At 64.0% G+C, this 22,300-nt stretch carries 22 protein-coding genes and 1 pseudogene; 12 read left to right on the top strand and 11 right to left on the bottom strand.

Features of this window, described 5'->3' with window-relative positions; translation table 11 throughout:
* Positions 1-87: 87 nt before the first annotated feature.
* Both IF803_RS23145 and IF803_RS23140 read right to left on the bottom strand, forming a co-directional pair.
* A complete protein-coding gene (locus IF803_RS23145) occupies positions 88-1,326 on the bottom strand; it encodes an ATP-binding protein (protein ID WP_461193576.1) in 1,239 nt (412 codons plus the stop codon).
* A 388-nt stretch (positions 1,327-1,714) separates the two neighbouring features.
* Positions 1,715-2,986, bottom strand: a complete 1,272-nt coding sequence (locus IF803_RS23140) for an allantoate amidohydrolase (protein WP_461193575.1) — start codon at positions 2,984-2,986, stop codon at positions 1,715-1,717.
* A 374-nt stretch (positions 2,987-3,360) separates the two neighbouring features.
* Here IF803_RS23140 and IF803_RS23135 point away from each other — a divergent pair, with 374 nt between their 5' ends.
* From IF803_RS23135 to IF803_RS23115, 5 genes are read left to right on the top strand one after another with little or no spacing between them, the layout of a single operon-like run.
* The gene (locus IF803_RS23135) at positions 3,361-4,470 is read left to right on the top strand and encodes a BMP family ABC transporter substrate-binding protein (RefSeq protein WP_461193574.1); all 1,110 of its coding nucleotides are present in this window, start codon (positions 3,361-3,363) and stop codon (positions 4,468-4,470) included.
* Complete coding sequence (locus IF803_RS23130; RefSeq protein ID WP_461193573.1) at positions 4,467-5,576, top strand: ABC transporter permease; 1,110 nt, start codon at positions 4,467-4,469, stop codon at positions 5,574-5,576. The genes IF803_RS23135 and IF803_RS23130 overlap by 4 nt, the downstream gene beginning before the upstream one ends.
* Before the next feature lies 1 nt (position 5,577).
* Complete coding sequence (locus tag IF803_RS23125; protein ID WP_028339446.1) at positions 5,578-6,504, top strand: ABC transporter permease; 927 nt, start codon at positions 5,578-5,580, stop codon at positions 6,502-6,504.
* Positions 6,505-6,523: 19 nt separating this feature from the next.
* Positions 6,524-7,207: a biuret amidohydrolase gene (gene biuH, locus IF803_RS23120; RefSeq protein WP_461193572.1), complete on the top strand. Its 684-nt coding sequence runs from the start codon at positions 6,524-6,526 to the stop codon at positions 7,205-7,207.
* Entirely contained in the window at positions 7,204-8,736 is a 1,533-nt protein-coding gene (locus tag IF803_RS23115; RefSeq protein WP_461193571.1) for an ABC transporter ATP-binding protein, read from the top strand. The genes biuH and IF803_RS23115 overlap by 4 nt, the downstream gene beginning before the upstream one ends.
* Before the next feature lie 307 nt (positions 8,737-9,043).
* On the opposite strand, the gene puuE is transcribed toward IF803_RS23115, so the two are convergent.
* Both puuE and IF803_RS23105 read right to left on the bottom strand, forming a co-directional pair.
* Complete coding sequence (puuE, locus tag IF803_RS23110; protein ID WP_461193570.1) at positions 9,044-9,982, bottom strand: allantoinase PuuE; 939 nt, start codon at positions 9,980-9,982, stop codon at positions 9,044-9,046.
* 1 nt (position 9,983) lies between these two features.
* Positions 9,984-10,397: a DUF3830 family protein gene (locus IF803_RS23105; RefSeq protein ID WP_016843084.1), complete on the bottom strand. Its 414-nt coding sequence runs from the start codon at positions 10,395-10,397 to the stop codon at positions 9,984-9,986.
* 196 nt (positions 10,398-10,593) lie between these two features.
* Between IF803_RS23105 and IF803_RS23100 the strand changes: the two genes are divergently transcribed.
* Positions 10,594-11,328, top strand: coding sequence for an SDR family NAD(P)-dependent oxidoreductase (locus IF803_RS23100; protein WP_461193569.1), 735 nt, complete (start codon positions 10,594-10,596; stop codon positions 11,326-11,328).
* Here the strand turns inward: IF803_RS23100 and IF803_RS23095 are convergent.
* Positions 11,325-11,417 (bottom strand): annotated as a pseudogene (locus IF803_RS23095) (IS5/IS1182 family transposase); the annotation flags it as partial. The gene IF803_RS23100 and the pseudogene IF803_RS23095 sit on opposite strands and share 4 nt — an antisense overlap.
* Before the next feature lie 410 nt (positions 11,418-11,827).
* Here IF803_RS23095 and IF803_RS23090 point away from each other — a divergent pair.
* Complete coding sequence (locus IF803_RS23090) at positions 11,828-12,433, top strand: CarD family transcriptional regulator (RefSeq protein WP_461193568.1); 606 nt, start codon at positions 11,828-11,830, stop codon at positions 12,431-12,433.
* A gap of 77 nt (positions 12,434-12,510) precedes the next feature.
* On the opposite strand, the gene IF803_RS23085 is transcribed toward IF803_RS23090, so the two are convergent.
* The 3 genes from IF803_RS23085 to IF803_RS23075 all read right to left on the bottom strand — a co-directional run bounded on the left by IF803_RS23085 (position 12,511) and on the right by IF803_RS23075 (position 15,144).
* Positions 12,511-13,197: a hypothetical protein gene (locus IF803_RS23085; RefSeq protein WP_461193567.1), complete on the bottom strand. Its 687-nt coding sequence runs from the start codon at positions 13,195-13,197 to the stop codon at positions 12,511-12,513.
* A gap of 543 nt (positions 13,198-13,740) precedes the next feature.
* The gene (locus tag IF803_RS23080; RefSeq protein WP_461193566.1) at positions 13,741-14,652 is read right to left on the bottom strand and encodes a complex I NDUFA9 subunit family protein; all 912 of its coding nucleotides are present in this window, start codon (positions 14,650-14,652) and stop codon (positions 13,741-13,743) included.
* A gap of 123 nt (positions 14,653-14,775) precedes the next feature.
* The gene (locus IF803_RS23075) at positions 14,776-15,144 is read right to left on the bottom strand and encodes a VOC family protein (protein WP_304499117.1); all 369 of its coding nucleotides are present in this window, start codon (positions 15,142-15,144) and stop codon (positions 14,776-14,778) included.
* Positions 15,145-15,408: 264 nt separating this feature from the next.
* Between IF803_RS23075 and bfr the strand changes: the two genes are divergently transcribed.
* The 4 genes from bfr to IF803_RS23055 all read left to right on the top strand — a co-directional run bounded on the left by bfr (position 15,409) and on the right by IF803_RS23055 (position 18,816).
* Positions 15,409-15,891: a bacterioferritin gene (bfr, locus tag IF803_RS23070; RefSeq protein ID WP_028339454.1), complete on the top strand. Its 483-nt coding sequence runs from the start codon at positions 15,409-15,411 to the stop codon at positions 15,889-15,891.
* 329 nt (positions 15,892-16,220) lie between these two features.
* A complete protein-coding gene (gene ftsZ, locus IF803_RS23065; RefSeq protein ID WP_461193565.1) occupies positions 16,221-17,276 on the top strand; it encodes a cell division protein FtsZ in 1,056 nt (351 codons plus the stop codon).
* Positions 17,277-17,530: 254 nt separating this feature from the next.
* Entirely contained in the window at positions 17,531-18,532 is a 1,002-nt protein-coding gene (gene trpS, locus IF803_RS23060) for a tryptophan--tRNA ligase (protein WP_461193564.1), read from the top strand.
* 83 nt (positions 18,533-18,615) lie between these two features.
* Positions 18,616-18,816, top strand: coding sequence for a hypothetical protein (locus IF803_RS23055; RefSeq protein WP_057015248.1), 201 nt, complete (start codon positions 18,616-18,618; stop codon positions 18,814-18,816).
* A gap of 11 nt (positions 18,817-18,827) precedes the next feature.
* On the opposite strand, the gene IF803_RS23050 is transcribed toward IF803_RS23055, so the two are convergent.
* The 3 genes from IF803_RS23050 to IF803_RS23040 form a co-directional block, all read right to left on the bottom strand.
* The gene (locus tag IF803_RS23050; RefSeq protein ID WP_461193563.1) at positions 18,828-19,697 is read right to left on the bottom strand and encodes an aldose 1-epimerase family protein; all 870 of its coding nucleotides are present in this window, start codon (positions 19,695-19,697) and stop codon (positions 18,828-18,830) included.
* Between the two features lie 115 nt (positions 19,698-19,812).
* Entirely contained in the window at positions 19,813-20,580 is a 768-nt protein-coding gene (locus IF803_RS23045) for an enoyl-CoA hydratase-related protein (RefSeq protein ID WP_461193562.1), read from the bottom strand.
* Between the two features lie 77 nt (positions 20,581-20,657).
* Positions 20,658-21,092 (bottom strand): MarR family winged helix-turn-helix transcriptional regulator, encoded by a 435-nt coding sequence (locus IF803_RS23040; protein WP_304499113.1) that lies wholly within the window; start codon positions 21,090-21,092, stop codon positions 20,658-20,660.
* Positions 21,093-21,368: 276 nt separating this feature from the next.
* On the opposite strand from IF803_RS23040, the gene IF803_RS23035 reads away from it, so the two are divergent.
* A complete protein-coding gene (locus tag IF803_RS23035) occupies positions 21,369-22,268 on the top strand; it encodes a CHAD domain-containing protein (RefSeq protein WP_461193561.1) in 900 nt (299 codons plus the stop codon).
* The last annotated feature ends 32 nt before the right edge of the window (positions 22,269-22,300 follow it).

The raw sequence follows: 22,300 nt of genomic DNA, 5'->3' as shown, positions 1-22,300 counted from the left end.
GAATGCCTTTTGCGGCGGTTACTTGGAATGACGTTTTCCGGTCTGAAAGCCGGGGAGCATTTCCTTCTCGGCGTCCCCCTTCAGCCATCAACTGTCGGTCACGCGCTGCGGCGCCACGCGTGGCAGCGTGATCCGCATGCGTGTCCCCATGCCCGGGGCACTGTCGAGATGGAGCTCTCCGCCCAGCCGGTTCGTGACGATGTTATGAACGATGTGGAGACCGAGCCCGATGCGGCCGATGTCGCGGCGCGTGGTGAAGAAGGGATCGAAGGCCTGCCGCAGCACGTCGTCGTCCATCCCGCAACCGTTGTCGGCGAACAGGATCTCGACCTGGTCCGCGCCTGACGCGCGCAGCCGGATCGTTATCACTCCGCCCTTGCCATCCGGAAACGCGTGCGCCACCGAATTGACGAACAGGTTGGTCAGTACCTGGCCGTAGGGGCCGGGATAGCTGTTCATGGCAAGACCGGGCGGGCAATCGACCTCGAGCGCCAGGTTGTTCTTCGGCAAGGCCGGACGCAGGTTCGAGAGAACCTGCTCGGTCGCCGCACCGAGATCGAACTGGCTGCGGTCGAAATAGCTGCGATCGACGGCGACCTGCTTGAACGATTGCACCAGATCCGCCGCGCGCTTGAGGTTGCCGACAAGCAGCGACGAGGCGCTTTCGACGACCTCGATGAAATCGCTCAGGCTGGATCGCTTCAGCTTGCCGCGCGCTGCCTCGGCAGCGAAGTCGGCGCATTTCTGCTCCAGCACTGACGCGACGGTGAGACTGGTGCCGACCGGACTGTTGATCTCGTGCGCGACGCCGGCCACCAGCCGGCCCAGCGCCGCAAGCTTTTCCGCCTCGATCAGCGACGCCTGGGTCTCCTGCAGATGGTGCAAGGCCTTCTCGGCAGCATCGCGCGCGGCACGGATCTCGCGTTCGCTGCGCTTGCGATCGGTGATCTCTTCGGCCGCAACGTTGACGCCGACGATGCTCCCGTTCGGTTCGCGCTGCGGATGCCAATGCTTGATCCAGCATCGCTCGTCATTGTGGCCGGGGCGCTGGCCGTAAACCTCCACGTCGGTGACGGGCTCTCCGGTCTCCATGATCGACCGAACGATACCTTCGACCGCCGAAGCCAGCGCGGGCACGCAATCGTGCACCGTACGCCCGAGGTGGCCTTCGACCGAAATGCCGCAGATCTCGGTGAGACGCTGGTTGATCTGAAGGTAACGGCAATCGGGAGAGAGGTAGGCAAGACCGATCGGCGCAGTGTCGTAGATCAGCTGCAGCGCCGGTTGCTTTGGGAACTGAACGTCCTGGACGACGGACGACCTCATGTCCACTACCCCCCGTTGCACCAAGTCTAGCGCTTCACGCCCGGCCCGCAAATAGGGCAGCTGAGCCGGAAACGGTGGTCTGATCTGTCTGTACTCGACGGGGCGGGGCCGGCAGCGGCCCCTGGACCGGTGCCTGCGGCGTGCTGACGCAACGTGGACAGCAAGAGGTCCTCGATATTTCGAGCCCATTTCCGCCAAGAGACTCTCGCCCCTGCGAACGCCATCTGGACCGTCGTCCTGAGGTGCGAGCGGAGCGAGCCTCGAAGGACGCACGGCCACAGTTGGGCCGTCGCCCTTCGAGACGCCGCTTCGCGGCTCCTCAGGGTGACGGTGTTGGAGTTGCGAAGGACTCTCGATCTACTCGCTGCGCAACGCGGGCGCGGCAGCTTCAGCTATTCACTGCACCGTGCGGACGAAAATTCTCGACGAAGCGCAGCAGCACCCGCGCGCCGGTGTCGGCATCGGCGAGCTCGACATGCTCGGCCGGATTGTGGCTGATCCCGCCGCGGCAGCGCACGAAGATCATGCCGATATCGGCGACATCGACCATCGCCATGCCGTCATGCCCCGCCCCGCTCGGCAGCTCGAACGCGGCATGGCCCTCGGCCGCGACCGCCTCGGCGATCTGCGTCTTGAGCCACGGCGCGCAGGGCACGCTGCGGTTCTCGTGGGTGACGTCGATCTGCAAGGCGAGGTCGCGGCGTTTTGCGATCGCCTCGATCTGCCGCACGATGTCGGCGACGGCGCGCTTGCGATGCATGTCGTTCTGCGAGCGGATGTCCATGGTGAAGGACACCTTGCCCGGGATCACATTGGTGGCGCCCGGCATCGCGTTGACATAGCCGACGGTGCCAACGAGGCCTTGTTCGTCGGACTGGCAAAACTGTTCGATCGCAGCGATGCATTCGGCAGCGCCCGCCAGCGCATCGCGCCGCAGCTTCATCGGCACCGTGCCGGCGTGGCCGGCGACGCCGGTGAGACTGGCGGCCAGCCGGGTCGCACCCGAAATCGCGGTGACGACGCCGACCGGCAGCGCCTTCTCCTCAAGCACGGGGCCCTGCTCGATGTGCAGCTCGACATAGCCGAGCAGTTCGCGGCGGGCGCGCGCCGCCTTACCGATGTGATCGGGATCGAGCCCGAACTGGATCAGCGCATCGCGCATCGACGTGCCGGCGCGATCGCGCGTGTTGAGCACGCTCTCGTCGAAGGTGCCGGCGACCGCGCGGCTGCCGAGCAGGGTCGAGGCGAAGCGCACGCCCTCCTCGTCAGCAAAACCCACGATCTCGATCGCGAACGGCAGTCGCCTGCCGCGCCGGTTCAGATCGGCGACGCAGGCGATTGCGGTGATGACGCCAAGCGGGCCGTCCCATCTGCCGGCGTCGCGCACGGTGTCGTAGTGCGAGCCGAGCATCAGCGCCGGCAGGCCCGGCCGCTCGCCCTCGTAGCGGCCGCAGACATTGCCGATCGCATCGAGATGCGCGCTCATGCCGGCCTCGCGCATCCAGGACAGGATGAGGTCCGCCGCCTTGCGGTGCTCGTCGGTGAGGAAGATTCGCGCCAGATGCTCCGGCGTCTCGGAGATCGTCGCGAGCTGATTGATCCGCGCCACGATCTCGTCGCCAAGGGAGGACGGTTTCGAGGACGGTTTTGTCTCGCTCATGCTGTTTCCCATCAGTCCAACGCGGCCGCCGGAGCCCGCCTCACTCGTAGCAGGCCCGATCCGATTCACCAGCCGGCAAATGGCGCGTCGTGCGCAGACCCCTGACCGGGCTCGCACCGGCGGTCCGGCGGTTAGCGACTGCTTAACGGCATTGCATACAACAGCTGTCGATCGCTCATAGATTAGGCAAATCAATCTCAATCAGCATCTGAGACTTCTGGACCTGATTACCATTCCTATGTGCATTCAATCGCTTACGGAGGAATGACCGCCAAACATGCTCTGGCATGAAGCTTGCGACACTTCCCTCAAGCTCCGCCGTCGGGCGGCTGCGACAAGGACAGGCGGGCCGGACCCGCCGGAGGGAGCAGGCGATGGATTTTGGCAGGATTTCAAGAAGGCATTTATTGCAGGGGAGCGCCGCACTGGCGCTCGGCAGCACGCTTGGCATTCGTGGCGCGGCGGCAGCCGAAACCACGATCGGCTTCATCTATGTCGGGTCGCGCGACGACTACGGATACAACCAGGCTCACGCGCAAGGAGCCGCGGCGGTGAAGAAGCTTCCCGGCATCAAGGTCGTCGAGGAAGAAAAGGTGCCGGAGACCGATGCAGTCGAGAAGACCATCGAGTCCATGATCAATCTCGACGGCGCCACGCTCATGTTCCCGACCTCGTTCGGTTACTACAACCCGCACGTCCTCAAGATGGCAGGCAAGTTTCCGAAACTGCATTTCGAGCATTGCGGCGGGCTGTGGTCCGACAAGGACCCGAAGAACGCCGGCAGCTATTTCGGCTATATCGACGAGGCGCAGTACATCTCCGGCATCGTCGCCGGCTATTCGACCAAGAGCGGCAAGCTCGGCTTCGTCGCCGCCAAGCCGATCCCGCAGGTGCTGCGCAACATCAACGCATTCACGCTCGGCGCCCGGCTCGCAAACCCGAAGGCGACCACGCAGGTGATCTTCACCGGCGACTGGTCGATGCCGGTCAAGGAAGCCGAGGCGACCAACAGCCTGATCGACCAGGGCGTCGACGTGCTGACCTGCCATGTCGACGGACCGAAGACGATGGTCGAGAACGCCGCGCGCCGCGGCGCTTTCGTATGCGGCTATCACGTCAACCAGTCGCCGCTGGCGCCGAAGGCCTATCTCACCGGCGCCGAGTGGAATTGGGAGGCGCTCTACCCGAAATTCGTCAAGATGATCACTGCCGGCGAAGCGATCCCGAACTTCTATCGCGGCGGCCTCAAGGAAGAGATCGTCAAGGTCTCACCCTATGGCGAGATGGTCTCGGCGGAAGCACGCAAGCATGCCGACGATGTCAAGGCCAAGTTCATGGCCGGCGAGTTTGCGATCTTCAAGGGTCCGCTCGTCGACAACAAGGGCAAGACGGTGATCGCGTCCGGCACCGATCGCGGCCAGCAGGATCCCGAACTCGAGAAGATGGACTATCTCGTCGAAGGCGTGATCGGAGCCACCGCGTGACGACGGAAACGGCGGAATCGGTAGAGGCGGCCGGCATCGCTCCGGCCGCCGATCCCGGATTCCTCCAGCGCCATGGCGCGCGCATCGAATACATCCTGATCCCGGGCGCGGCGCTGGTCGGCGCGCTCGCGGTGTTCGGCGGCTTTGTCGCGCTGTACGGCAAGAACCCGCTCGATCTGTATTTCTACATGTATTACGGCGCGTTCGGCACCGCCTTCTCCTGGCAGAACACGCTGACCCGCGCCGCACCGCTGATCCTGACCGCGCTGTGCACGGCGCTGCCGGCGCAGCTCGGCATGGTGATCATCGGCGGCGAAGGCGCGCTGCTGATCGGCGCGCTGTCGGCAACCGCGGCCGCGCTGGCGCTGCAGGGCGCGGCGCCGATCGTCGTGCAGATCGCCATGGTGATCGCGGGCATGATCGGCGGCGGCCTCTGGATCACCCTGTCGGGCGGCCTGCGGCAATATCGCGGGGTCAACGAGACGATCTCGAGCCTGCTGCTGGTCTATATCGCGCTCGCGATTCTGAACCATCTGGTCGAGGGGCCGATGCGCGATCCGGCGAGCCTCAACAAGCCGTCGACGCGCGAGATCGGCGCCGCCAACATGATCGGCACCATTCCCGGCACCGACGTGCATTGGGGCCTGGTGTTCGGTCTCGTCGCCGCCGTCGCCGCCTACATCCTGATCTATCACACCACCTTCGGCTTCGCCGCGCGCGTCGCCGGCGGCAACATCCGCGCTGCCAAGATCGTCGGCCTCAGCGTCGGCAAGCTCATCCTGACCGTCTGCTTCCTCGCCGGCAGCTGCGCGGGACTAGCCGGCATGATCGAGGTCGCGGCGGTGCAGGGCCGCACCAACGCCAACCTCGCGGCGGGCTACGGCTTCACCGGAATCCTGGTCGCGTTCCTGGCGCGGCAGAATCCGCTGGCGATCATTCCGGTGGCGATCCTGCTCGGCGGCATCTCGGCCTCCGGCGGCCTGTTGCAGCGGCGGCTCGGCCTGCCCGACGCCTCCGTGCTGGTGCTGCAAGGCATCATCTTCGTGTTCGTGCTGGCCAGCGACGCGCTCTACGGACGCATCGGCTTCCTGAAGGGAAAGTCCTGACATGGCGGACGCATCGCTCGGGCTCTGGACCGTCCCGCTCGCTGTGTTCGGCGGCGCCATCCGCGTCTCGACGCCGTTCCTGTTCGTCAGCCTCGGCGAATGCATCACCGAGCGAAGTGGCCGCATCAATCTCGGCCTCGAGGGCACGCTGGTGATGGGCGCGATGAGTGCCTACGGCATCTCCTATCTGTCCGGCTCGCCATGGCTTGGCGTGCTCGCGGCCGGCATCACCGGCGCGCTGTTCGGCGCGCTGCATGCCGGGATCTGCTCGCTGCCGCGCGTCAACGACATCGCGGTCGGCATCGCGCTGATGCTGCTCGGCACGGGCCTCGCGTTCTTCCTCGGCAAGCCGCTGATCGAGCCGACCGCGGCCCGGTTGCCGGCGATCGATTTCGGCTGGTGGAGCGACGTGCCGCAGGTCCGCGCGGCGCTGCGCATCAACGTGCTGTTCCTGATCGGCGTCGCGATCGCGCCGCTGCTCTACTGGGCCTTCAGGACCACGCGCTGGGGCCTCCTGATCCGCACCGCCGGCGAGAGCGCCGATGCGGCGCGCGCGATGGGCCATTCGGTGCTGCTGATCCGGCTGCGCGCCACCATGGTCGGCGGCTTCCTCGCCGGCATCGGCGGCTCGTTCCTGTCGCTGTTCTATCCCGGCAGCTGGAACGAAGGCCTTTCCTCGGGACAGGGCATCACCGCGGTCGCGCTGGTGATCTTCGCGCGCTGGGACCCGATGCTGTGCCTGTGGGCCTCGCTCGCCTTCGGCGGCGCGGCCGCGCTCGGGCCCGCGCTGCAATCGGTCGGCATCACCTCCGGCTATCATTTGTTCAATGCCGCGCCGTACATCCTGACGCTGGCGATCATGATCATCACCTGCTCGCCGAAGCGCACGCTGACCGGCGCGCCCGCCGAATTGTCCATCACCCGATAGCATCTCGAAAGATCATTTCATGCCCGAGCGCTTCATCAAGTCCGAGCCCTACGCCTGGCCCTACAATGGCGATCTGCGGCCAGAGAATACCGCGCTCATCATCATCGACATGCAGACCGATTTCTGCGGCGTCGGCGGCTATGTCGACAAGATGGGCTACGACCTGTCGCTGACGCGCGCGCCGATCGAGCCGATCAGGAAGCTGCTCGCGGTGATGCGCGCGCAGGGTTTTCACATCATCCATACGCGCGAGGGGCACCGGCCCGATCTGGCCGACCTGCCCGGCAACAAGCGCTGGCGCTCGCGCCAGATCGGCGCCGGCATCGGCGACCCCGGCCCCTGCGGCCGCATCCTGGTGCGCGGCGAACCCGGCTGGGAGATCATTCCCGACCTCGCGCCGCTGCCGGGCGAGCCTGTTATCGACAAGCCCGGAAAAGGCTCGTTCTGTGCAACCGACCTCGAGCTGATGCTGCGGCTGCGCGGCATCGAGAACATCGTGCTGACCGGCATCACCACCGATGTCTGCGTCCACACCACCATGCGCGAGGCCAATGACCGCGGCTTCGAATGCGTGCTGGTCGAGGATTGCTGCGGCGCGACTGACCGGAGCAACCACGACCACGCGCTGAAGATGATCAAGATGCAGGGCGGCGTGTTCGGCGCGGTGACCAAATCCGCCGACCTGATCGGGGCGCTGTCGTGATCATCGGCGAGCCGCCCGCACCATCAGGCGCGTTCGGCGTCGATGCCGTCGCCATGACGATGCGGTTCGGCGATTTCACCGCGCTCGACAATGTCGAGCTCAAGGTGCGTCCCGGCTCGTTCCACGCGCTGCTCGGCGAGAACGGCGCGGGCAAGAGCACGCTCGTAAAATGCATCATGGGCTACTACCACGCCACCGAAGGCGACATCCTCGTCGGCGGCCGCCAGCAGGCGATTGCCAATCCGAAGGACGCGCATGCGCTCGGGCTCGGCATGGTCTACCAGCACTTTACACTGGTGCCGGCGATGACGGTTGCCGAGAATTTGGTGCTGGCGCGCGATGACGTTCCTGCGATGGTCGACTGGCGCAAGGAGAAGAAGGAGCTCGAGGCCTTCCTGGCCCGGATGCCGTTCAAGGTGCCGCTCGACGCAAAGGTCTCCGACATCTCCGCCGGCGAGCGTCAGAAATGCGAGATCCTTAAGCAGCTCTATCTGAAGCGGCGCTTCCTGATCCTGGACGAGCCGACCTCGGTGCTGACACCGGGCGAAGCCGACGAGGTGCTCGGCATGCTGCGCGCGATGGTGGTCGCGGGCGAACTCACCATCCTGATGATCACGCACAAGTTCCGCGAGGTGATGGCCTTTGCCGACGAGGTGACCATCCTGCGCCGCGGCAAGCTTGCCGGCACCGGCCGGGTTGCCGAGCTGACGCCGGATGAGATGGCCCGCACCATGATCGGCGCCGAGCAGCTGACGGTGCAACCGCCGCGCACCGGCGAGACCGGCGCGGCCCGGCTCGAGCTCGACGGGCTCACCGCGCTTGACGATGCCGGCGCGATCGCCGTGCACGGCGTGTCGCTGACTGTGAAGAGCGGCGAGATCGTCGGCATCGCCGGGGTGTCCGGCAACGGCCAGCGCCAGCTCGTCGAGGTGTTGGCCGGCCAGCGCGAGGCCGAGAGCGGCATGATCCGCGTCCAGGGCGAGACCTATGCGGCGAGCCGCGCGGAGATGCGCCGCCACAGGATGTCGCTGTTGCCGGAAGAGCCGCTGAAGAACGCCTGCGTCGGCGGTATGAGCGTCGCCGACAACATCGCATTCCGCGAGTTCGATCGCGCCCCGTTCGCGCGCGGCGGCTGGTGGCTGAACCGCGCCGCCTTCCGCAACGACGCCGAGCGCAAGATCAACCGCTACAAGATCAAGACCCGCACGCCGGAGACGCCGATCGCGGCGCTGTCGGGCGGCAATGTGCAGCGCGCGGTGCTGGCGCGCGAGCTCTCGGGCGACGTCGAGGTGCTGATCGCCGCCAATCCCTGCTTCGGCCTCGACTTCGCCGCAGTGGCGCAGATCCACGCCGAGATCATGGCCGCCCGCAACCGCGGCGCGGCGGTGCTCTTGGTCAGCGAGGACCTCGATGAGCTCCTGGAGCTGTCGGATCGGCTGGTCGTGATGTTCCACGGCGCGTTCGTGCATGAGGCCCGCGCCAGCGAGGCCGACCTCACCGAGATCGGCCGGCACATGGCGGGACACTGACCATCCGCGTCAAGCGAAGCAATCCATTGTTCCGCGTACGCGGGATCTCGCAATGACGAACAGCTCTGGCCTCACAAATATGTCGTCCCTGCGAAAGCAGGGACCCATAACCACGAATGTTGATTGTTGCGCAGCGCTGGAACGACGAATCCCGTTCACAACATCCGCCGCGGCGTAGGGTCCCTGCTCCCGTGCGCAATTGCGCACTAGGCAGGGACGACACCGGAGTTTGTGGCGCGCGATCCCGGCAAGATCCCGCCATTGCAATGACGAAGCTGGCTGCGCTCCGCGTCACTCCGGGACAAACCTACCCGATCTCGAACGCGTGCTCCGCGAGATGCTTCAGATTGGCGTGCCAATGCTCGGCGATTGCAAGCCGGGTCGGCACCCAGACGTGCTCGTGCTTCTCGATGTAGTCGAGAAAGCGCATCAACGCGGCGGCGCGGCCGGGACGGCCGACGACACGGCAATGCAGGCCGACCGACATCATCTTCGGCGAGGTCGCGCCCTCGGCATAGAGCACGTCGAAACTGTCTTTCAGGTAAGTGTAGAACTCCTCGCCGCCGCCGAAGCCCTGCGCGTTGATGAAGCGCATGTCGTTGGCATCGAGCGTATAGGGGATCACGAGATGCGGCTCGGTGCCTGGCGCCTTGATCCAGTACGGCAAATCGTCGGCATAGGAGTCGCAGAGATAACGGAGGCCACCCGCCTCCATCAAAAGCCGCATCGTGTTGATCGAGGAGCGGCCGGTGTACCAGCCGAGCGGCCGCGCGCCTGTCGCCTCGGTGTGCACGGCAATGGCGCGGGCGATCTCCTCGCGCTCCTCGTCCTCCGACATGTCCTTGTGCTCGACCCAGCGCAGGCTGTGGCTGGCGATGTCCCAGCCCGCCTCCTGCATCGCGGCGACGACGTCCGGATTGCGTTTCAGCGCCGTCGCGACGCCGAATACCGTGGCCGGCAGTTTCCGCGCGGTGAATATCCGCCACAGCCGCCAGAAGCCGGCACGCGCGCCATATTCGAACATCGTCTCGATGTTGGCGTGACGCTGCCCGACCCAGGGCTGCGCGCCGAGCACGTCGGACAGAAACGCTTCCGAGGCGCGATCACCGTGCAGGATGTTGTTCTCCCCGCCCTCCTCGAAATTGACCACGAATTGCACGGCGATGCGCGCTGCGTCGGGCCATTTCGGATCGGGCGGATTGCGGCCGTAGCCGCGGAGATCGCGCGGATAGCGGGCCTCGGTCACATCAGATTTCCTCGAAGCGGATGTTCTGCGCGCCCTTCCACAACACGGTCTTGCCGAACGCGGTGAGGTTCTCCAGCCCCGAGGTCAGCGTGATGAAATGATTGCCGGCGAGCTGGCCCATCTTGCTGGCGAAATGCACGCCGCCATAGGCGAGCAGGATCTCGGTCTCACTGATGCCGCCGGGATAGAGGATGATCTGGCCCGGCGCCGGATAGCTGGTGTGGTTCTCGTAGGACACGCCGAAGTCGAGATCGCCGAGCGGCATCCAGACGCCCTCGCCGCTCCAGCGCACGTGGATCGCCTGGCTCTCGAACGGCATCGCCTTGCGGAACGCGGCGACCGTCTTCGGCGCGAGCTGCTCCTCGAAACGGGCGTCAAAGGTGAACTCGCCGGCGCGGACAATCAGTTTGCTCATCGATCTCTCGTGGGTGGGCCAAGAAGTGATGCCTCAACCATTGCCGCCGGCCCGGGCCGGACGCAAGGCCGATTCCGGCCCGGGAAGCCGGTTTTTCGCCGCTCGGCACCCCCGCAACGCAGATTTGAGCAGAGTTGCGTTGCACCGCGCCTCCCCGTTTGCGAGCCTGCGCGGATACGTCGAACAGGGTGACCAGATGACAACAAGCAGTCTGCACGGACATGTGGCACTGGTGACCGGCGGATCGCGCGGCATCGGTGCGGCGATCGTCAAGATGCTGGCGGATGCCGGCGCCGCCGTCGCCATCAATTATCGCGAGCGCTCGGCCGAGGCGGAGACGCTGGCAAAGGGCATCATTGCCGCCGGCGGCCGCGCCGTCGCGATCGCCGCCGACGTCTCGGAAGCTGCCGCCGTCGCCAGGCTGGTCGAGCGCGCCAAATCCGGGCTCGGCCCGGTCGACATCCTCGTCAACAATGCCGGCATCGCCATCGTCAGGGGTGTCGACGACCTCACCGAAGAGGATTTCGACCGCACCATCACGGTCAATCTCAAATCGGCGTTTCTGTGCACGCAGGCGGTGCTGTCGATGATGCGCACCCGGAAATGGGGCCGCATCGTCAACATCTCCTCCGGCGCTGCGCGCGGCGCCGGTTCGATCGGGCCGCACTACAACGCATCCAAGGCGGCCATGGAGGGCCTGACCCGCGGCTACGCCGCACGCCTCGTCAAGGAGGGCATCACGGTCAATGCCGTCGCGCCCTCGCTGATCGAGACCGACATGATGAAGGGACAGAGCGAGCTGGTCAGCCGCATTCCGATGGGCCGTTTCGGCACCGCCGAGGAGGTCGCGCAGGCCGTGATGCTGCTGGTCAATAATCCCTACATGACCGGACAGACCATCGCGATGAGCGGCGGCATGGCGTTCAACTAGGACGCGGCCTCATCAGCGCGCAGCCATAGCCCGATCGATGCGAGTTGAACGAAGGCAAGGTAGTTGGCGGCGAGCTTGTCATAGCGCGTCGGTCGCGGGATCATCGCGCCTGCGGTACGAATGAGTGATCGAGGCATGAGAGATCATCGCCTGCAGATGAGTGCATCTGGACCAGCAGCGGCAGAGACGTGTGCATCCCTGCCGGTTCCACCGATTGCTCCGGTGTCCTGTCTCTTGGGTTTGGCAGATGTTCGTTTCATCGGCACGAAACGATTGATTTCGCCGAGTGGGAACACGTTGCCGAGAAGCCACAGCGATTGAAGGGAATGGAAATTGGAGGCGTCATTCTCGTGGCGGCGCACGCGCTCGCGGCTTATTGGTTAGGGACAGATCGGGCAACATGAATCATTTCCAGCCCGGCAGTTTGTTTCAGACGCTTGATTGATCAGAGCTGAAATTGGCATGAGCCAATTCCAGAAGCCATGGAGCTTGTCACGAAATGAATTTCGATAATCAGACCAGATCTCCTTATTCGAACCACACACATTCAGCATCAGCGACCTCCGCCGATAAAACGGATGAGGGCCAGGACGGCGAGACGCGCTTTGGATTTAGGGCAACGGACTTGATCGTATACCCTGCGCACGGCGTCGGCCAAATTGTAGCGATTGAGGAACAGACGGTGGCGGGGGCTTGCCTCGAGTTCTTTGTCGTCTATTTCGCGAAGAGCAAGATGACGCTCCGCGTTCCGACGAGGAAGGCGGCAAGCGCCGGAATGCGTCAACTGTCCGATCCCGTTTCCATCGAGCACATGCGACGAATCCTGGGGCAGGCGCCGCACAAAGCGCGGGGTAATTGGTCCCGACTTGCTCAAGAATACGAAAGCAAGATCAATTCGGGCAATATTGTCGCTATCGCGGAGGTCATGCGCGATCTGTATCGGCCCGCGGTCAATCCCGAGCAGAGCTACAGCGAACGACAGCTGTACGCTGCGGCTGTCGAGCGCCTGTCCGGAGAAGTGGCGCTCGTCAGCGGCATTACTGAAGAAGAAGCCGTCAAGGAGCTTGAAAGCCTCATCAATGCTGAGGTCAGGCGGAGCGCATAGAGACTGGTCGCACCTCCTCGGAACGTCTGCGTCCGGTCCCGGCCGACGTTCCGGCGCCGCCGGCCAGATATGATTTCCTAGGATGGCCGTTCGACGAAGGCGACGGTCTTGTTGCTATAGGTCCATATCGCGCCGTCGCGTTTGCTGATCCCGAGAAAGGCGGTCTTTGTACCGGCATATTTCATGTCCCGATTGCCCCCGTCGATGCCATAGGCCCATGGGTCGATGCACAGAAACTCGGTGATCTTGCCGTCGGCTCCCGATGTGCGGTGGCCGACGATGCCCACATAATGGGCGCCGCCGAGGGAGGCCCGCACCGGCACCTTGTTTTCGAGATTCTTGATTGTCCAATCCACCGCTTTGCTGGGATCGCGGCCCGCGCTCACCTGGTCGCGCGCCGTCGGTTCGGCCATTTTCCAGCCCATATAGCGGACAAACACGATCTTGATGATCGAACCGCACCAATATTCATTGTTCACTGCCTTGAGGAAACCGCCATTGTTCTGGTTCCACGGTAGCTTGCTCTTCTTGTAGTTTTCCATCGACGCGTCAGCGGTCGCCGCCAGGGTGGGAAGGGTGTGCAGCTGTTCATCCACCAGCATTTCATAGACGCGATGGCGGCCGTCCAATTCGTCGCTGGCGTCCTGATTGCTGTAGAACTTGCGATAGGCGGCGGGTGCCTTGGCGGCCGTCGTGACGGTGTGGAAATAGTGCCAGATCAAATCGGTTTTCCACGAGGGATCGCGGACATGGGTGTCGGACATGGAGAGGGTCCATATAAGGCATTCGGCTGCGGCGGCTTCGCGGTCTTGTCCCGCTTGTGGTTGGACCAGCCGCGCTGAATGGTTAGTCCCCGCTAGATTGATGACGGTTCAACGCGGACTTGGTAACGCCCAATCGCGTCTTGGCGGGAAACGATCAAACAGACCGCCTCGGAAGCACCCGCCGCATGAACGAATCTCGGTCTCCTGTTGTGCATCGCATGAACCGGGGCTTGGCTCGCAGCCGAAGATCGCTTTAACCATCACAATGTCGGCTCAATGGTACGGAGCGGACTTTGCCTGTTCTGGCGCAGGCGGCTCAAAAAGCCCCGCCGAGGAGCGCTTTGGCCGCGATGCGCCCGAAAGCGGACGCGTTACTTTGAGTTTTGTTGTTCGTGACCCCAAGGTCAGTTGCCCCCGAACTACCTGCAGCTGCCGACGGCGCACAGCCATATTGCCGCAGTCGAACGGCGGATAAGCCATCGCGTCTCGTAGTGGTAGCGCGCGAACCAGCCATCTGAAGCGGATCTAACCGATGAGTCCCTGTCATCCGCACTTTGACAGCATCTTTTGGAGTATTGCCTCAACCGGCTGCGGCGAAATTCCAAGTTCGAAAAGGCCAGGCGACGACACGGTATCGATCTGCATCAGCTCCACCTGATTGCGCGTGAGAATCGGGTCCGGGAGTATTTCGGAAGCCCATGCCAGGGCGTGCCAAACGGCGAACGGGATCGGGACCAGGATGGGCGCAAGACCGGCCTGATGCGCGACGATTCCGACCAATTCTTCGTAGGAATAAACGCGAGGGCCGCCGCACTCGAAGATCGTCGGTTGCGTCTCGGCTCGCTGGATGATCCGGACAGTCGCCTCCGCCACATCTTCCACATAGGCCGGCTGCAGTTTCATCGAGCCGCGGCCGAACATCGGATAGATCGGCAGCCGGCGGAGAAGGTTGAGGATGGTCGTAAGAAACGCATCGTCCGGTCCGAACATGACGGCGGGTCGGATGATATTCGCGCCGGCAAACGTAGCCCTGACCACCAGTTCACCTTCGCCGCGCGCCCGGATGTACCGCGATCGAGACGCGGCATCGGCGCCGATGCCTGACAAGTGAACGAGTCGTTTGACTCCGGCCCGGCGCGCTTGGGCCGCTACGCGTTGGGCGGACTCGACATGAACGGAATGAAACGTCTCACGCCCATGCTCGACGTAAAGGCTGACGGTGTTGACCGCGGCGTAAGCGCCGGCAAGCGCATTTGCGACAGACCGTTCGTCATGAATATCGGCCTGGACGAACAGAAGCTGGGAATCATGCGGTCCAAACTGACTGCGCCCGCGATCTGGATGCCTTGACGCGATCCGGACGGGAAATTCGTGATCGCGCAGATGCTGAACGATGCGGCGGCCGAGAAAACCGGTTCCGCCGAATACAGTGACGGTGCGACCGTTCGTTGCCATCCTTTGATCTTTGCTCGAGAGAACGCGCCATAGCCCGAGCCGAAGCTGACGTCAGGGCGATGGCCGTCTGTCGGAACAATACCCTTTCGCAGCGACGGTTGGAATGCAGGCCGCTTCGAACCGCTATTGGACGGAAGCCGGATGCAAAGGCCGAGCGAAACTGAGTTCGTGGCCGTCGGGGTCAGCTAGGTGGAAGAAACGCTCACCCCATTCGGCATCGCGGGGCGCTGTCGCCGGCTGGTAACCCCCCGCGAGCGCGCGTTCGTAAAGTGCGTCAACATCGGTGACGTAGAAGATGACCCGACCCCACCAGGACCAGCGTCGTTCGGCAGGTTGGTCGATGAGGTTGAGGTAGCTCGGACCTGCTCGAAAGCTAGTGAACGACGACCATTCGCCGCCATGCAGGACCTCAAAGCCCAGGGCTCGGTAGAATCGGACAGCTCGTGGCATGTCATGGGTGCCCAGCGTGAGCGCGCTTATCCTCTCGATCATGGCCAAAACTCCCTTGTTCTACCTCCCTACGCTTTTTTGAAGTCGCGGCGCAGAGATTAACCTCTCATGTGCGTCGAACGGTGAGCAAGTCAGCGCCGCCCGCCCCTTTCCTTGCGTCGCCGCTCACGGCGAGCTGTGGATGCCCCAAACTGCTCGAATCGAAAGCGCTGACGCTCTAAGCTCTCCATCGCGTCGGCCAAACATCAAGTCCAGGCGCCCACGCAACCAATCGATCCCGGTGGCACCCGCGAAAAGGAGGGGAGCATGAAGGGCGACAAAGACGTTATCGAACACCTCAACAAAGCGCTGCGCCACGAGCTCACCGCAGTGAACCAGTACTGGCTGCACTACCGCCTCCTCGACAATTGGGGCTACAAGATGCTGGCCAAGGCGTGGCGCAAGGAATCGATTGAAGAAATGCAACACGCAGACAAGCTCATCGAACGCATCATCTTCCTCGATGGATCTCCCAATATGCAGACGCTGGAATCCCTCCATATCGGGAAGACCGTGAAGGCCGTGCTCGATAGCGACTTGCAAGCCGAATTGTCGGCGTACTCCCTCTACGCTGAAGCTGCGACCCAGTGCCATCAGGTCAAGGACTACGTGACACGGGATCTGTTTGAGCAACTCATGCACGATGAGGAAGAGCATATCGATTTTTTGGAAACCCAGATCGAACTCGTCGCGAGGATCGGCCTCGAGCTATATGCCCAGCGTCATATCGGAGAGCTCGACAAGGACTAAAGTGCAAACGACTGCTTTCGGCCCAAATCGGACACCGCGGCGGCGCGGAATTATGTCCGCTGCTCGCCCGTTAGGAATTCGTTAACCATCGCGGCCTAGCCTAACCTCATAGCCTGGTCATCATCAGCCGATTGCCGCTCGGTTCGGTCCAGGAACAGCCGGTGTCCGCCAAGACGCTGACATATGCCGCGCCAGGTGTGCGCCTGAAAATCTCGCCAGTGGCCGCTCGTCGCTTGCTAAGCGACTGCGCTTGCCGCGCTCACTTTAGGAGCAAAATCCTGGTGTATAGCTCCCATTCCCCAGCTCGGTAGAGCAATTGTGAGGCAAGAATGACCGATATTTGCGAGATGAAGGCGCGCATTACCGTGTTTGGGGTCGGCGGTGCCGGTGGCAATGCAGTCAACAACATGATCTCGGCCGGGCTGCAAGGCGTCGACTTCATCGTCGCCAATACCGATGCACAGGCGCTTAGCATGTCGAAGGCCGAGCGCCTCATCCAGATGGGCACGCGGGTGACGGAAGGTCTCGGCGCTGGCTCGCATCCTGAAGTGGGGCGCGCCGCAGCCGAAGAGACGATCGACGCGATCCGCGATTCTTTGACCGGCGCACACATGGTGTTCGTTACTGCCGGCATGGGCGGCGGTACGGGCACCGGCGCAGCGCCCATTATCGCCAAGACCGCGCGCGAGCTCGGTATTCTCACCATCGGTGTAGTCACTAAGCCATTCCACTTCGAGGGCCAGCGCCGCATGCGCCTTGCCGAGGCCGGCATCGCGGAACTACTGAAGGTGGTAGATACTCTGCTGATCATCCCAAACCAGAACCTATTCCGGGTGGCCAACGAAAAGACCACGTTCTCCAATGCTTTCGTGTTGGCCGATCAGGTGCTTTATTCGGGTGTGGCCTGCATCAGCGACCTCATAGTCAAGGAAGGTCTGATCAACCTCGATTTTGCCGACGTTCTCGCCGTCATGCGGGAGAAGGGCAAGGCCATGATGGGCAGAGGCGAGGCTTCCGGCGCAAACCGCGTGGTCACCGCCGCCGTAGCCGCGATTTCAAATCCATTGATCGAGGACCCCTCGATCAAGCGTGCCAGCGGCCTCATCATTTCCATCACTGGCGGCAAGGACCTGATGTTATTCGAGGTCGACGAAGCTGCTACCCGCATTCGCGACGAGGCCGACCAGGACGCCAACATCATCATTGGCGCATCGTTTGACGAAAGCCTGGAGGGTATCGTCCGCGTCTCGGTAGTGGCGACCGGCATCGATAATCTTGACCCGGCACCCCACGCGCAACCAGCGGAAAGCTCACTTACAGAGCTCGCCGGCAGGCTGCGCAACGACAGCCGTCAGGTCGCCGGATCGAGCGCGGTACACCGCTGACCGACGCGCACCGCATCGGCGCGTCGGCCAAGTGCGCAACAAAGGAGCTATGCCGTCTTGACCGGCTCGCTTGATTGCCTTACGCCTCACGCCATGAACCGCTCGATCCTGATCGCCCATTTCTGGTGGCTCGCCGACTGACAGGCGGGCCGAACGCGTTCATGCATTTCGGGGCCGCCGCATTGGGCGGCCTTTTTCTTTCATCTCATCCGGCCCACATGCGGCGTCCCCATTCAACCGAATGGAGACAAGCCGTGACCAAACCGATCATCCTCACCGGCGACCGCACCACCGGGCCGCTGCATCTCGGCCATTACGTCGGCTCGCTCAGAAGCCGCCTCGCGTTTCAGGACAGCCATGAGCAGTTCCTGCTGCTCGCCGACATGCAGGCGCTGACCGACAACGCGCACGACATCGGCAAGGTCCGCGGCAACGTCATCGAGGTCGCGCTGGATTATCTCGCCGTCGGCATCGATCCCGAGCGAACCTCGATCTGCCTGCAGTCGCAGCTGCCGGCGCTCGCCGAATTGTCGATGCTCTATCTCAACCTCGTCACCGTCGCGCGGCTGGAGCGCAATCCCACCATCAAGGACGAGATCCGCGCCCGCGGATTCGGACGGGACATCCCGGCGGGCTTCCTGTGCTACCCGGTGGCGCAGGCCGCCGATATCACCGCGTTTCGGGCCACCGTCGTGCCGGTCGGCGAGGACCAGGCTCCCCTGATCGAGCAGACCAACGAGATCATCAGGCGCGTCAACGCGCTGGCCGGTCGTGCGCTCCTGCAGGAGGCGGTGGCCGTCATACCACGCGCGGGACGGCTGCCGGGCGTCGACGGCCGCGCCAAGATGAGCAAGTCCGCCGGCAATGCGATTGCTCTCTCGGCCTCGCCCGGTGACATCTCGGCCGCGGTGCGTGCGATGTTCACCGATCCCGATCACCTGCGCGTCGGCGACCCCGGCAAGATCGAGGGCAATGTCGTGTTCAGCTATCTCGACGCGTTCGATGACGATCAGCACGCCGTCGAGGAATTGAAGGCGCGCTATCGGCGCGGCGGTCTCGGCGACGCAGCGGTCAAACGGCGGCTGGAGGACATCCTGCAAGCCCTGATCGCGCCGATCCGGGCCCGACGCGCCGAGTTGGCGGGCAATCGCGACCATGTCACTGACGTGATCAGGCGCGGAACCCTGAAAGCCCGCGAGATCACCGAGCGCACCAAGCGCGATGTGATGGCGGGACTCGGCGTGTTCCAGCTCTGAATGCGGTGTCATCAAACCATGGCAGGAACTGTGCTTGCCTGAAACAGTTGTCCGCTTGGCGAAAACCGGATTTGGAGCTTGTCGTGATCGATCCGAAAACGCTTCTCGAACGCGCCGCACAATTGACCGATCAGGCCAAGGGCGAGGAAGATGCCGGCATCCGCGAGCGGCTGCTGCGCATGGCCGAGCATTACCGCGACCTGGCCGCGCATGAGGCATGGGCGAACGAGAACCCGCCATCGGTCGGCGCGATCACCAGTGCGCTCAGCCCCCGTACCCATTGACCTGCTCTTCGTCAGCTCACGCGAATGCGATAGCCCAGTGACTGCCGCGCGCCCGGCGCGATGTGCATGAGGCCGGGCTTGCCGGCGAACTCGCCGTCGAATTCGACCGGGCTGGCAAAGCCGTGCCACGGCTCGATGCAGAGGAACGCCGCGCCGCCGGGCTTCGACCAGATGCCAAGTTCGCGAAAGCCGCGCCACGACACCTCGATCGCGGGCCCCTGCGCAGCAGCAAAGCGAACCGACGCGCTCGCAACCTGATCGAGGATCATGGCGTCGTCGTCGAACAATTGCTCCGACAACGCGAGCACCCTGCTCTTGATCGGACTAGGCGCGGCCTTCCGCCGCATCAACCCTTCCGTCAGCCGCCGGATCTCCGCCGGCTCATCCTTCTCGAAGGTCAGCGCGTAGGCCTCCTTCCGCAACCCCGGAAGCAGCGGCCAGTTGAAGGCGGGATGACCGCCGAGCGAGGCCGACAGCGTCTCGGCGCCGGTGTTGACGATGTCGAAGGCGACATCGAGATCGGCGCCATTAACGGTATAGGTGACCTCGAGCCTGAATGCGAAGGGATAGCGTGCACGCGTCTCTGCATCGTCGATGAGCGCGAGCTTGCATGATCGCGGCCCCTGCTCCACCCAGGCAAAGCGGCGATCGCGCGCGAAGCCATGCTGCGTCATCGGATAGGTCTTGCCGTTGTGGCGCAGCGTATCGTTCTTCAATCGGCCGACGATCGGGAACAGGATGGGCGCATGGCGTGGCCATTGCGGGCCGGCCTGCCACAACAGTTCGGTCCCGTCGGCATTGCTGAGCGACGACAATTCGGCGCCCTGCGCCAAAATGGTCGCGGCGATTCCGTCGCCGCGCAGCGTGTGACTGTCGCTCATGCCTCGCCTCGCCGGGTTGCGCCATGCCCCGACAGGAGATGTTCGAAGCCGGCGAGGCCGTCAACCCCAAAGCAATGGGGCCGCCGCCCTTGCGTGGCGACCCCACGCTCCGGGCCTACCCGGCAATCTTGGAGAAATCGGGCTGGCGGCGCTCGGCAAAGGCGGCAAAGGCCTCGCGTGCTTCCGCACTCATCAGCCGCTCCTGGAAGATTTCACCCTCGCGCGCCATTTGCGCGCTGATCCTGGCGGGGTCGCGCATCAGCGCCTTGGTGTGCTGAAGCGAGCCGAACGGCCGCTTCGCCAGCGCGTCCGCCGCCGCACGGGCCTTGGCGCGCAGCTCCGCGAGCGGCACAACCGCGTTGGCGAGGCCGATCGAGACCGCCGTCTCCGCCTCGACCGGTTCGCCGAGCGCGAACATCGCATAAGCCCGCGCATAGCCGATGCGCTGCGGCAGCAGATAGGTCGACGCCGCCTCCGGCACCAGCGCCAGATTGACGAACGGCGTGATCAGCCGCGCGGTCGGCGCGAGGTAGACGAGGTCGCAATGCAGCAGCATGGTGGTGCCGATGCCGACCGCATTGCCCTGCACCGCGGCAATCAGCGGCCGCGTCGCCTTGGCCAGGGCGGCGAGGAAGCGCGTCACGTGACGCTCGCCCTGCACGCCGCGCGACACCGCCGCGAAATCGGCGAGATCGTTGCCCGCGGTAAAGCTGTCGCCGTCGCCCTGCAGCAGCACGGCGCGGATCGCGGAATCGCCTTCCGCGCGCTCGAGCGCGTCGGCCATCGCGCCGTACATCGCGTTGGTGATCGCGTTCTTCTTGTCCGGGCGCGCCATCGTCACGGTGAGGACACCGCCGTCCAGCGCTACGATCACTTCACTCATGCTGCACTCCTGTTGCTTGCTTGTTGTTTGACGCGCCTTCTTCACGCGAACCGGTAATCACTTCGCTCGAAGACGCTCTAGCTGTCCTTGTCTTTCGGAAACTTGTCTTGCAGGCTGGTCAGCCAACGCGACACCACGTCGATTTCAGCGTCCGAGAACCCCTCCATCAGACGGTTGTTGATCACCCTGGTCCGCGTTGCGGCGCGTTTGCCGAGCTCCTGCCCCGCCGCGGTCAGATAGAGCCGCTGGCTGCGCCCATCCTCGCCATCGCGCCGGCGCTTCACGAGGCCTGCACGTTCCATCCGGTCGGCAAGCCCGCTCATCGCCGACGGCACGATGTCGAGCGCCTGCGAGACGTCGCCGATCAGCGCGCCGTCATTGCGCCCGAGGGAGAACAGCACGCCGGCCTGAGCCGACGTCAGATCGTGGGCGGCCGTCTCCTGATCGATGGCGCGCTGCAACCGGCGATAGGCCACGGTCAGAAGAAAGATCAGCCGGTGTTCCGCTTTCATCACGCCGTTATATATTTCGCACGCGAAATATCAAGATATTTCGTGCACGAAATATCCGGCTATTGGCGGAGATCCGTCTCAGAACCCAGCACTCACCCAAACCGCACGCGCTCGGCCGGAACAAGCCGTTCCCATCGGCGCAACTGCGACATTTTGATCCCGCCGCCCGATCGTTGCGCTGCGGCCCGGCAGAAAACCCTTGATCGACGTCGATCAAACGGGAAATCTTTGCATCCGGGAGCCGCGTTGCGGCTCTGGCGGGGTCACGAGAGTGTCATGACGTTAGCGGCAAGTCCGGACAGGGAGCGCGTTGTCCGCCCGAAGCGGGCACGCCATCTCAGCGAAGCCATGCGTTGCGAGACCGCCTTTCGCCTGATCCTGTCCGAATGCCTCGAAGAAGTCGCGACCAATCACGAGGCCTTGAGTTCCGGCGATCCCGCCGCGCTCCATCAGACCCGCATTGCACTGACACGGCTGAAAGCCGCGATCGCGTTCTACGGCCCGATGGTGGCGGATAGCGAGTGGACGCGACTGAAATCCGAACTGAAATGGCTGAGCGCACATCTCGGCGCAACGCGCGACCTCGACGTCGCGATCGAGAACAGCAAGGGCTTGCCCGAAGAACGCATGCTCCAGACGGCGCGAACCGATGCGTTCGAAGCCCTCAGGGAGGCGTTGCAAGGCGACCGCTACTGGCAGTGGTTCGACGGCATGTGGGACTGGGTCGGCAGCGGCCCCTGGACCACGCGGCAGGATCCCCGTGCCGCGCAACGGCGCGCCGTGCCGGTGTCGGTCTTTCACGCACGGCGGCTGGCGCGGTGGCATGGCAAGCTGTGCCAGAAGAGCCGCGGGCTGCAAGGCATGGGCAAGAACAAGCGGCACCGCGTCCGTCTCGCCAGCAAGCGGCTGCGCTACGCCATCGAGTTCTCGGAGGGCGGCTTGCCCGCTGACGAATACGCGTCATGGCGGATCATCCTGAAGCATCTGCGCAAGGGGCAACAACTGCTCGGCGAATTGAACGACGACGAGGTGCGTCGCGGATTGCTCGAGCGTGTCGATGCACCCGCGCAGCGCGCCCACGAGCGCAAGGCCAAGCACCAGCGCGTCCACGAGCGGAAGCGCAAGAGCCGGCTGCTGCGCCACGCCGCGGCGGTCTATCGAAAAATCTCCGGCTGAGCGCGCGTCAGCGCAACGTCGACGGCGCGCGG

Source organism: Bradyrhizobium sp. UFLA06-06 (assembly GCF_054820065.1).
Note: the sequence above shows the minus strand (reverse complement) of the source record. Positions and strands in the feature narration are given on the sequence as shown.

Excerpts from the sequence above, each read along its gene's own strand:
- IF803_RS23100 (WP_461193569.1), top strand. The coding sequence starts at position 10,594 with ATGACAACAAGCAGTCTGCACGGACATGTGGCACTGGTGACCGGCGGA.
- bfr (WP_028339454.1), top strand. The coding sequence starts at position 15,409 with ATGAAGGGCGACAAAGACGTTATCGAACACCTCAACAAAGCGCTGCGC.
- IF803_RS23040 (WP_304499113.1), bottom strand. The coding sequence starts at position 21,092 with ATGAAAGCGGAACACCGGCTGATCTTTCTTCTGACCGTGGCCTATCGC.
- IF803_RS23050 (WP_461193563.1), bottom strand. The coding sequence starts at position 19,697 with ATGAGCGACAGTCACACGCTGCGCGGCGACGGAATCGCCGCGACCATT.
- IF803_RS23045 (WP_461193562.1), bottom strand. The coding sequence starts at position 20,580 with ATGAGTGAAGTGATCGTAGCGCTGGACGGCGGTGTCCTCACCGTGACG.
- IF803_RS23090 (WP_461193568.1), top strand. The coding sequence starts at position 11,828 with ATGAATTTCGATAATCAGACCAGATCTCCTTATTCGAACCACACACAT.
- IF803_RS23075 (WP_304499117.1), bottom strand. The coding sequence starts at position 15,144 with ATGATCGAGAGGATAAGCGCGCTCACGCTGGGCACCCATGACATGCCA.
- IF803_RS23035 (WP_461193561.1), top strand. The coding sequence starts at position 21,369 with ATGACGTTAGCGGCAAGTCCGGACAGGGAGCGCGTTGTCCGCCCGAAG.
- IF803_RS23135 (WP_461193574.1), top strand. The coding sequence starts at position 3,361 with ATGGATTTTGGCAGGATTTCAAGAAGGCATTTATTGCAGGGGAGCGCC.
- IF803_RS23125 (WP_028339446.1), top strand. The coding sequence starts at position 5,578 with ATGGCGGACGCATCGCTCGGGCTCTGGACCGTCCCGCTCGCTGTGTTC.
- biuH (WP_461193572.1), top strand. The coding sequence starts at position 6,524 with ATGCCCGAGCGCTTCATCAAGTCCGAGCCCTACGCCTGGCCCTACAAT.
- IF803_RS23080 (WP_461193566.1), bottom strand. The coding sequence starts at position 14,652 with ATGGCAACGAACGGTCGCACCGTCACTGTATTCGGCGGAACCGGTTTT.
- ftsZ (WP_461193565.1), top strand. The coding sequence starts at position 16,221 with ATGACCGATATTTGCGAGATGAAGGCGCGCATTACCGTGTTTGGGGTC.
- IF803_RS23140 (WP_461193575.1), bottom strand. The coding sequence starts at position 2,986 with ATGAGCGAGACAAAACCGTCCTCGAAACCGTCCTCCCTTGGCGACGAG.
- IF803_RS23085 (WP_461193567.1), bottom strand. The coding sequence starts at position 13,197 with ATGTCCGACACCCATGTCCGCGATCCCTCGTGGAAAACCGATTTGATC.
- IF803_RS23105 (WP_016843084.1), bottom strand. The coding sequence starts at position 10,397 with ATGAGCAAACTGATTGTCCGCGCCGGCGAGTTCACCTTTGACGCCCGT.
- IF803_RS23145 (WP_461193576.1), bottom strand. The coding sequence starts at position 1,326 with ATGAGGTCGTCCGTCGTCCAGGACGTTCAGTTCCCAAAGCAACCGGCG.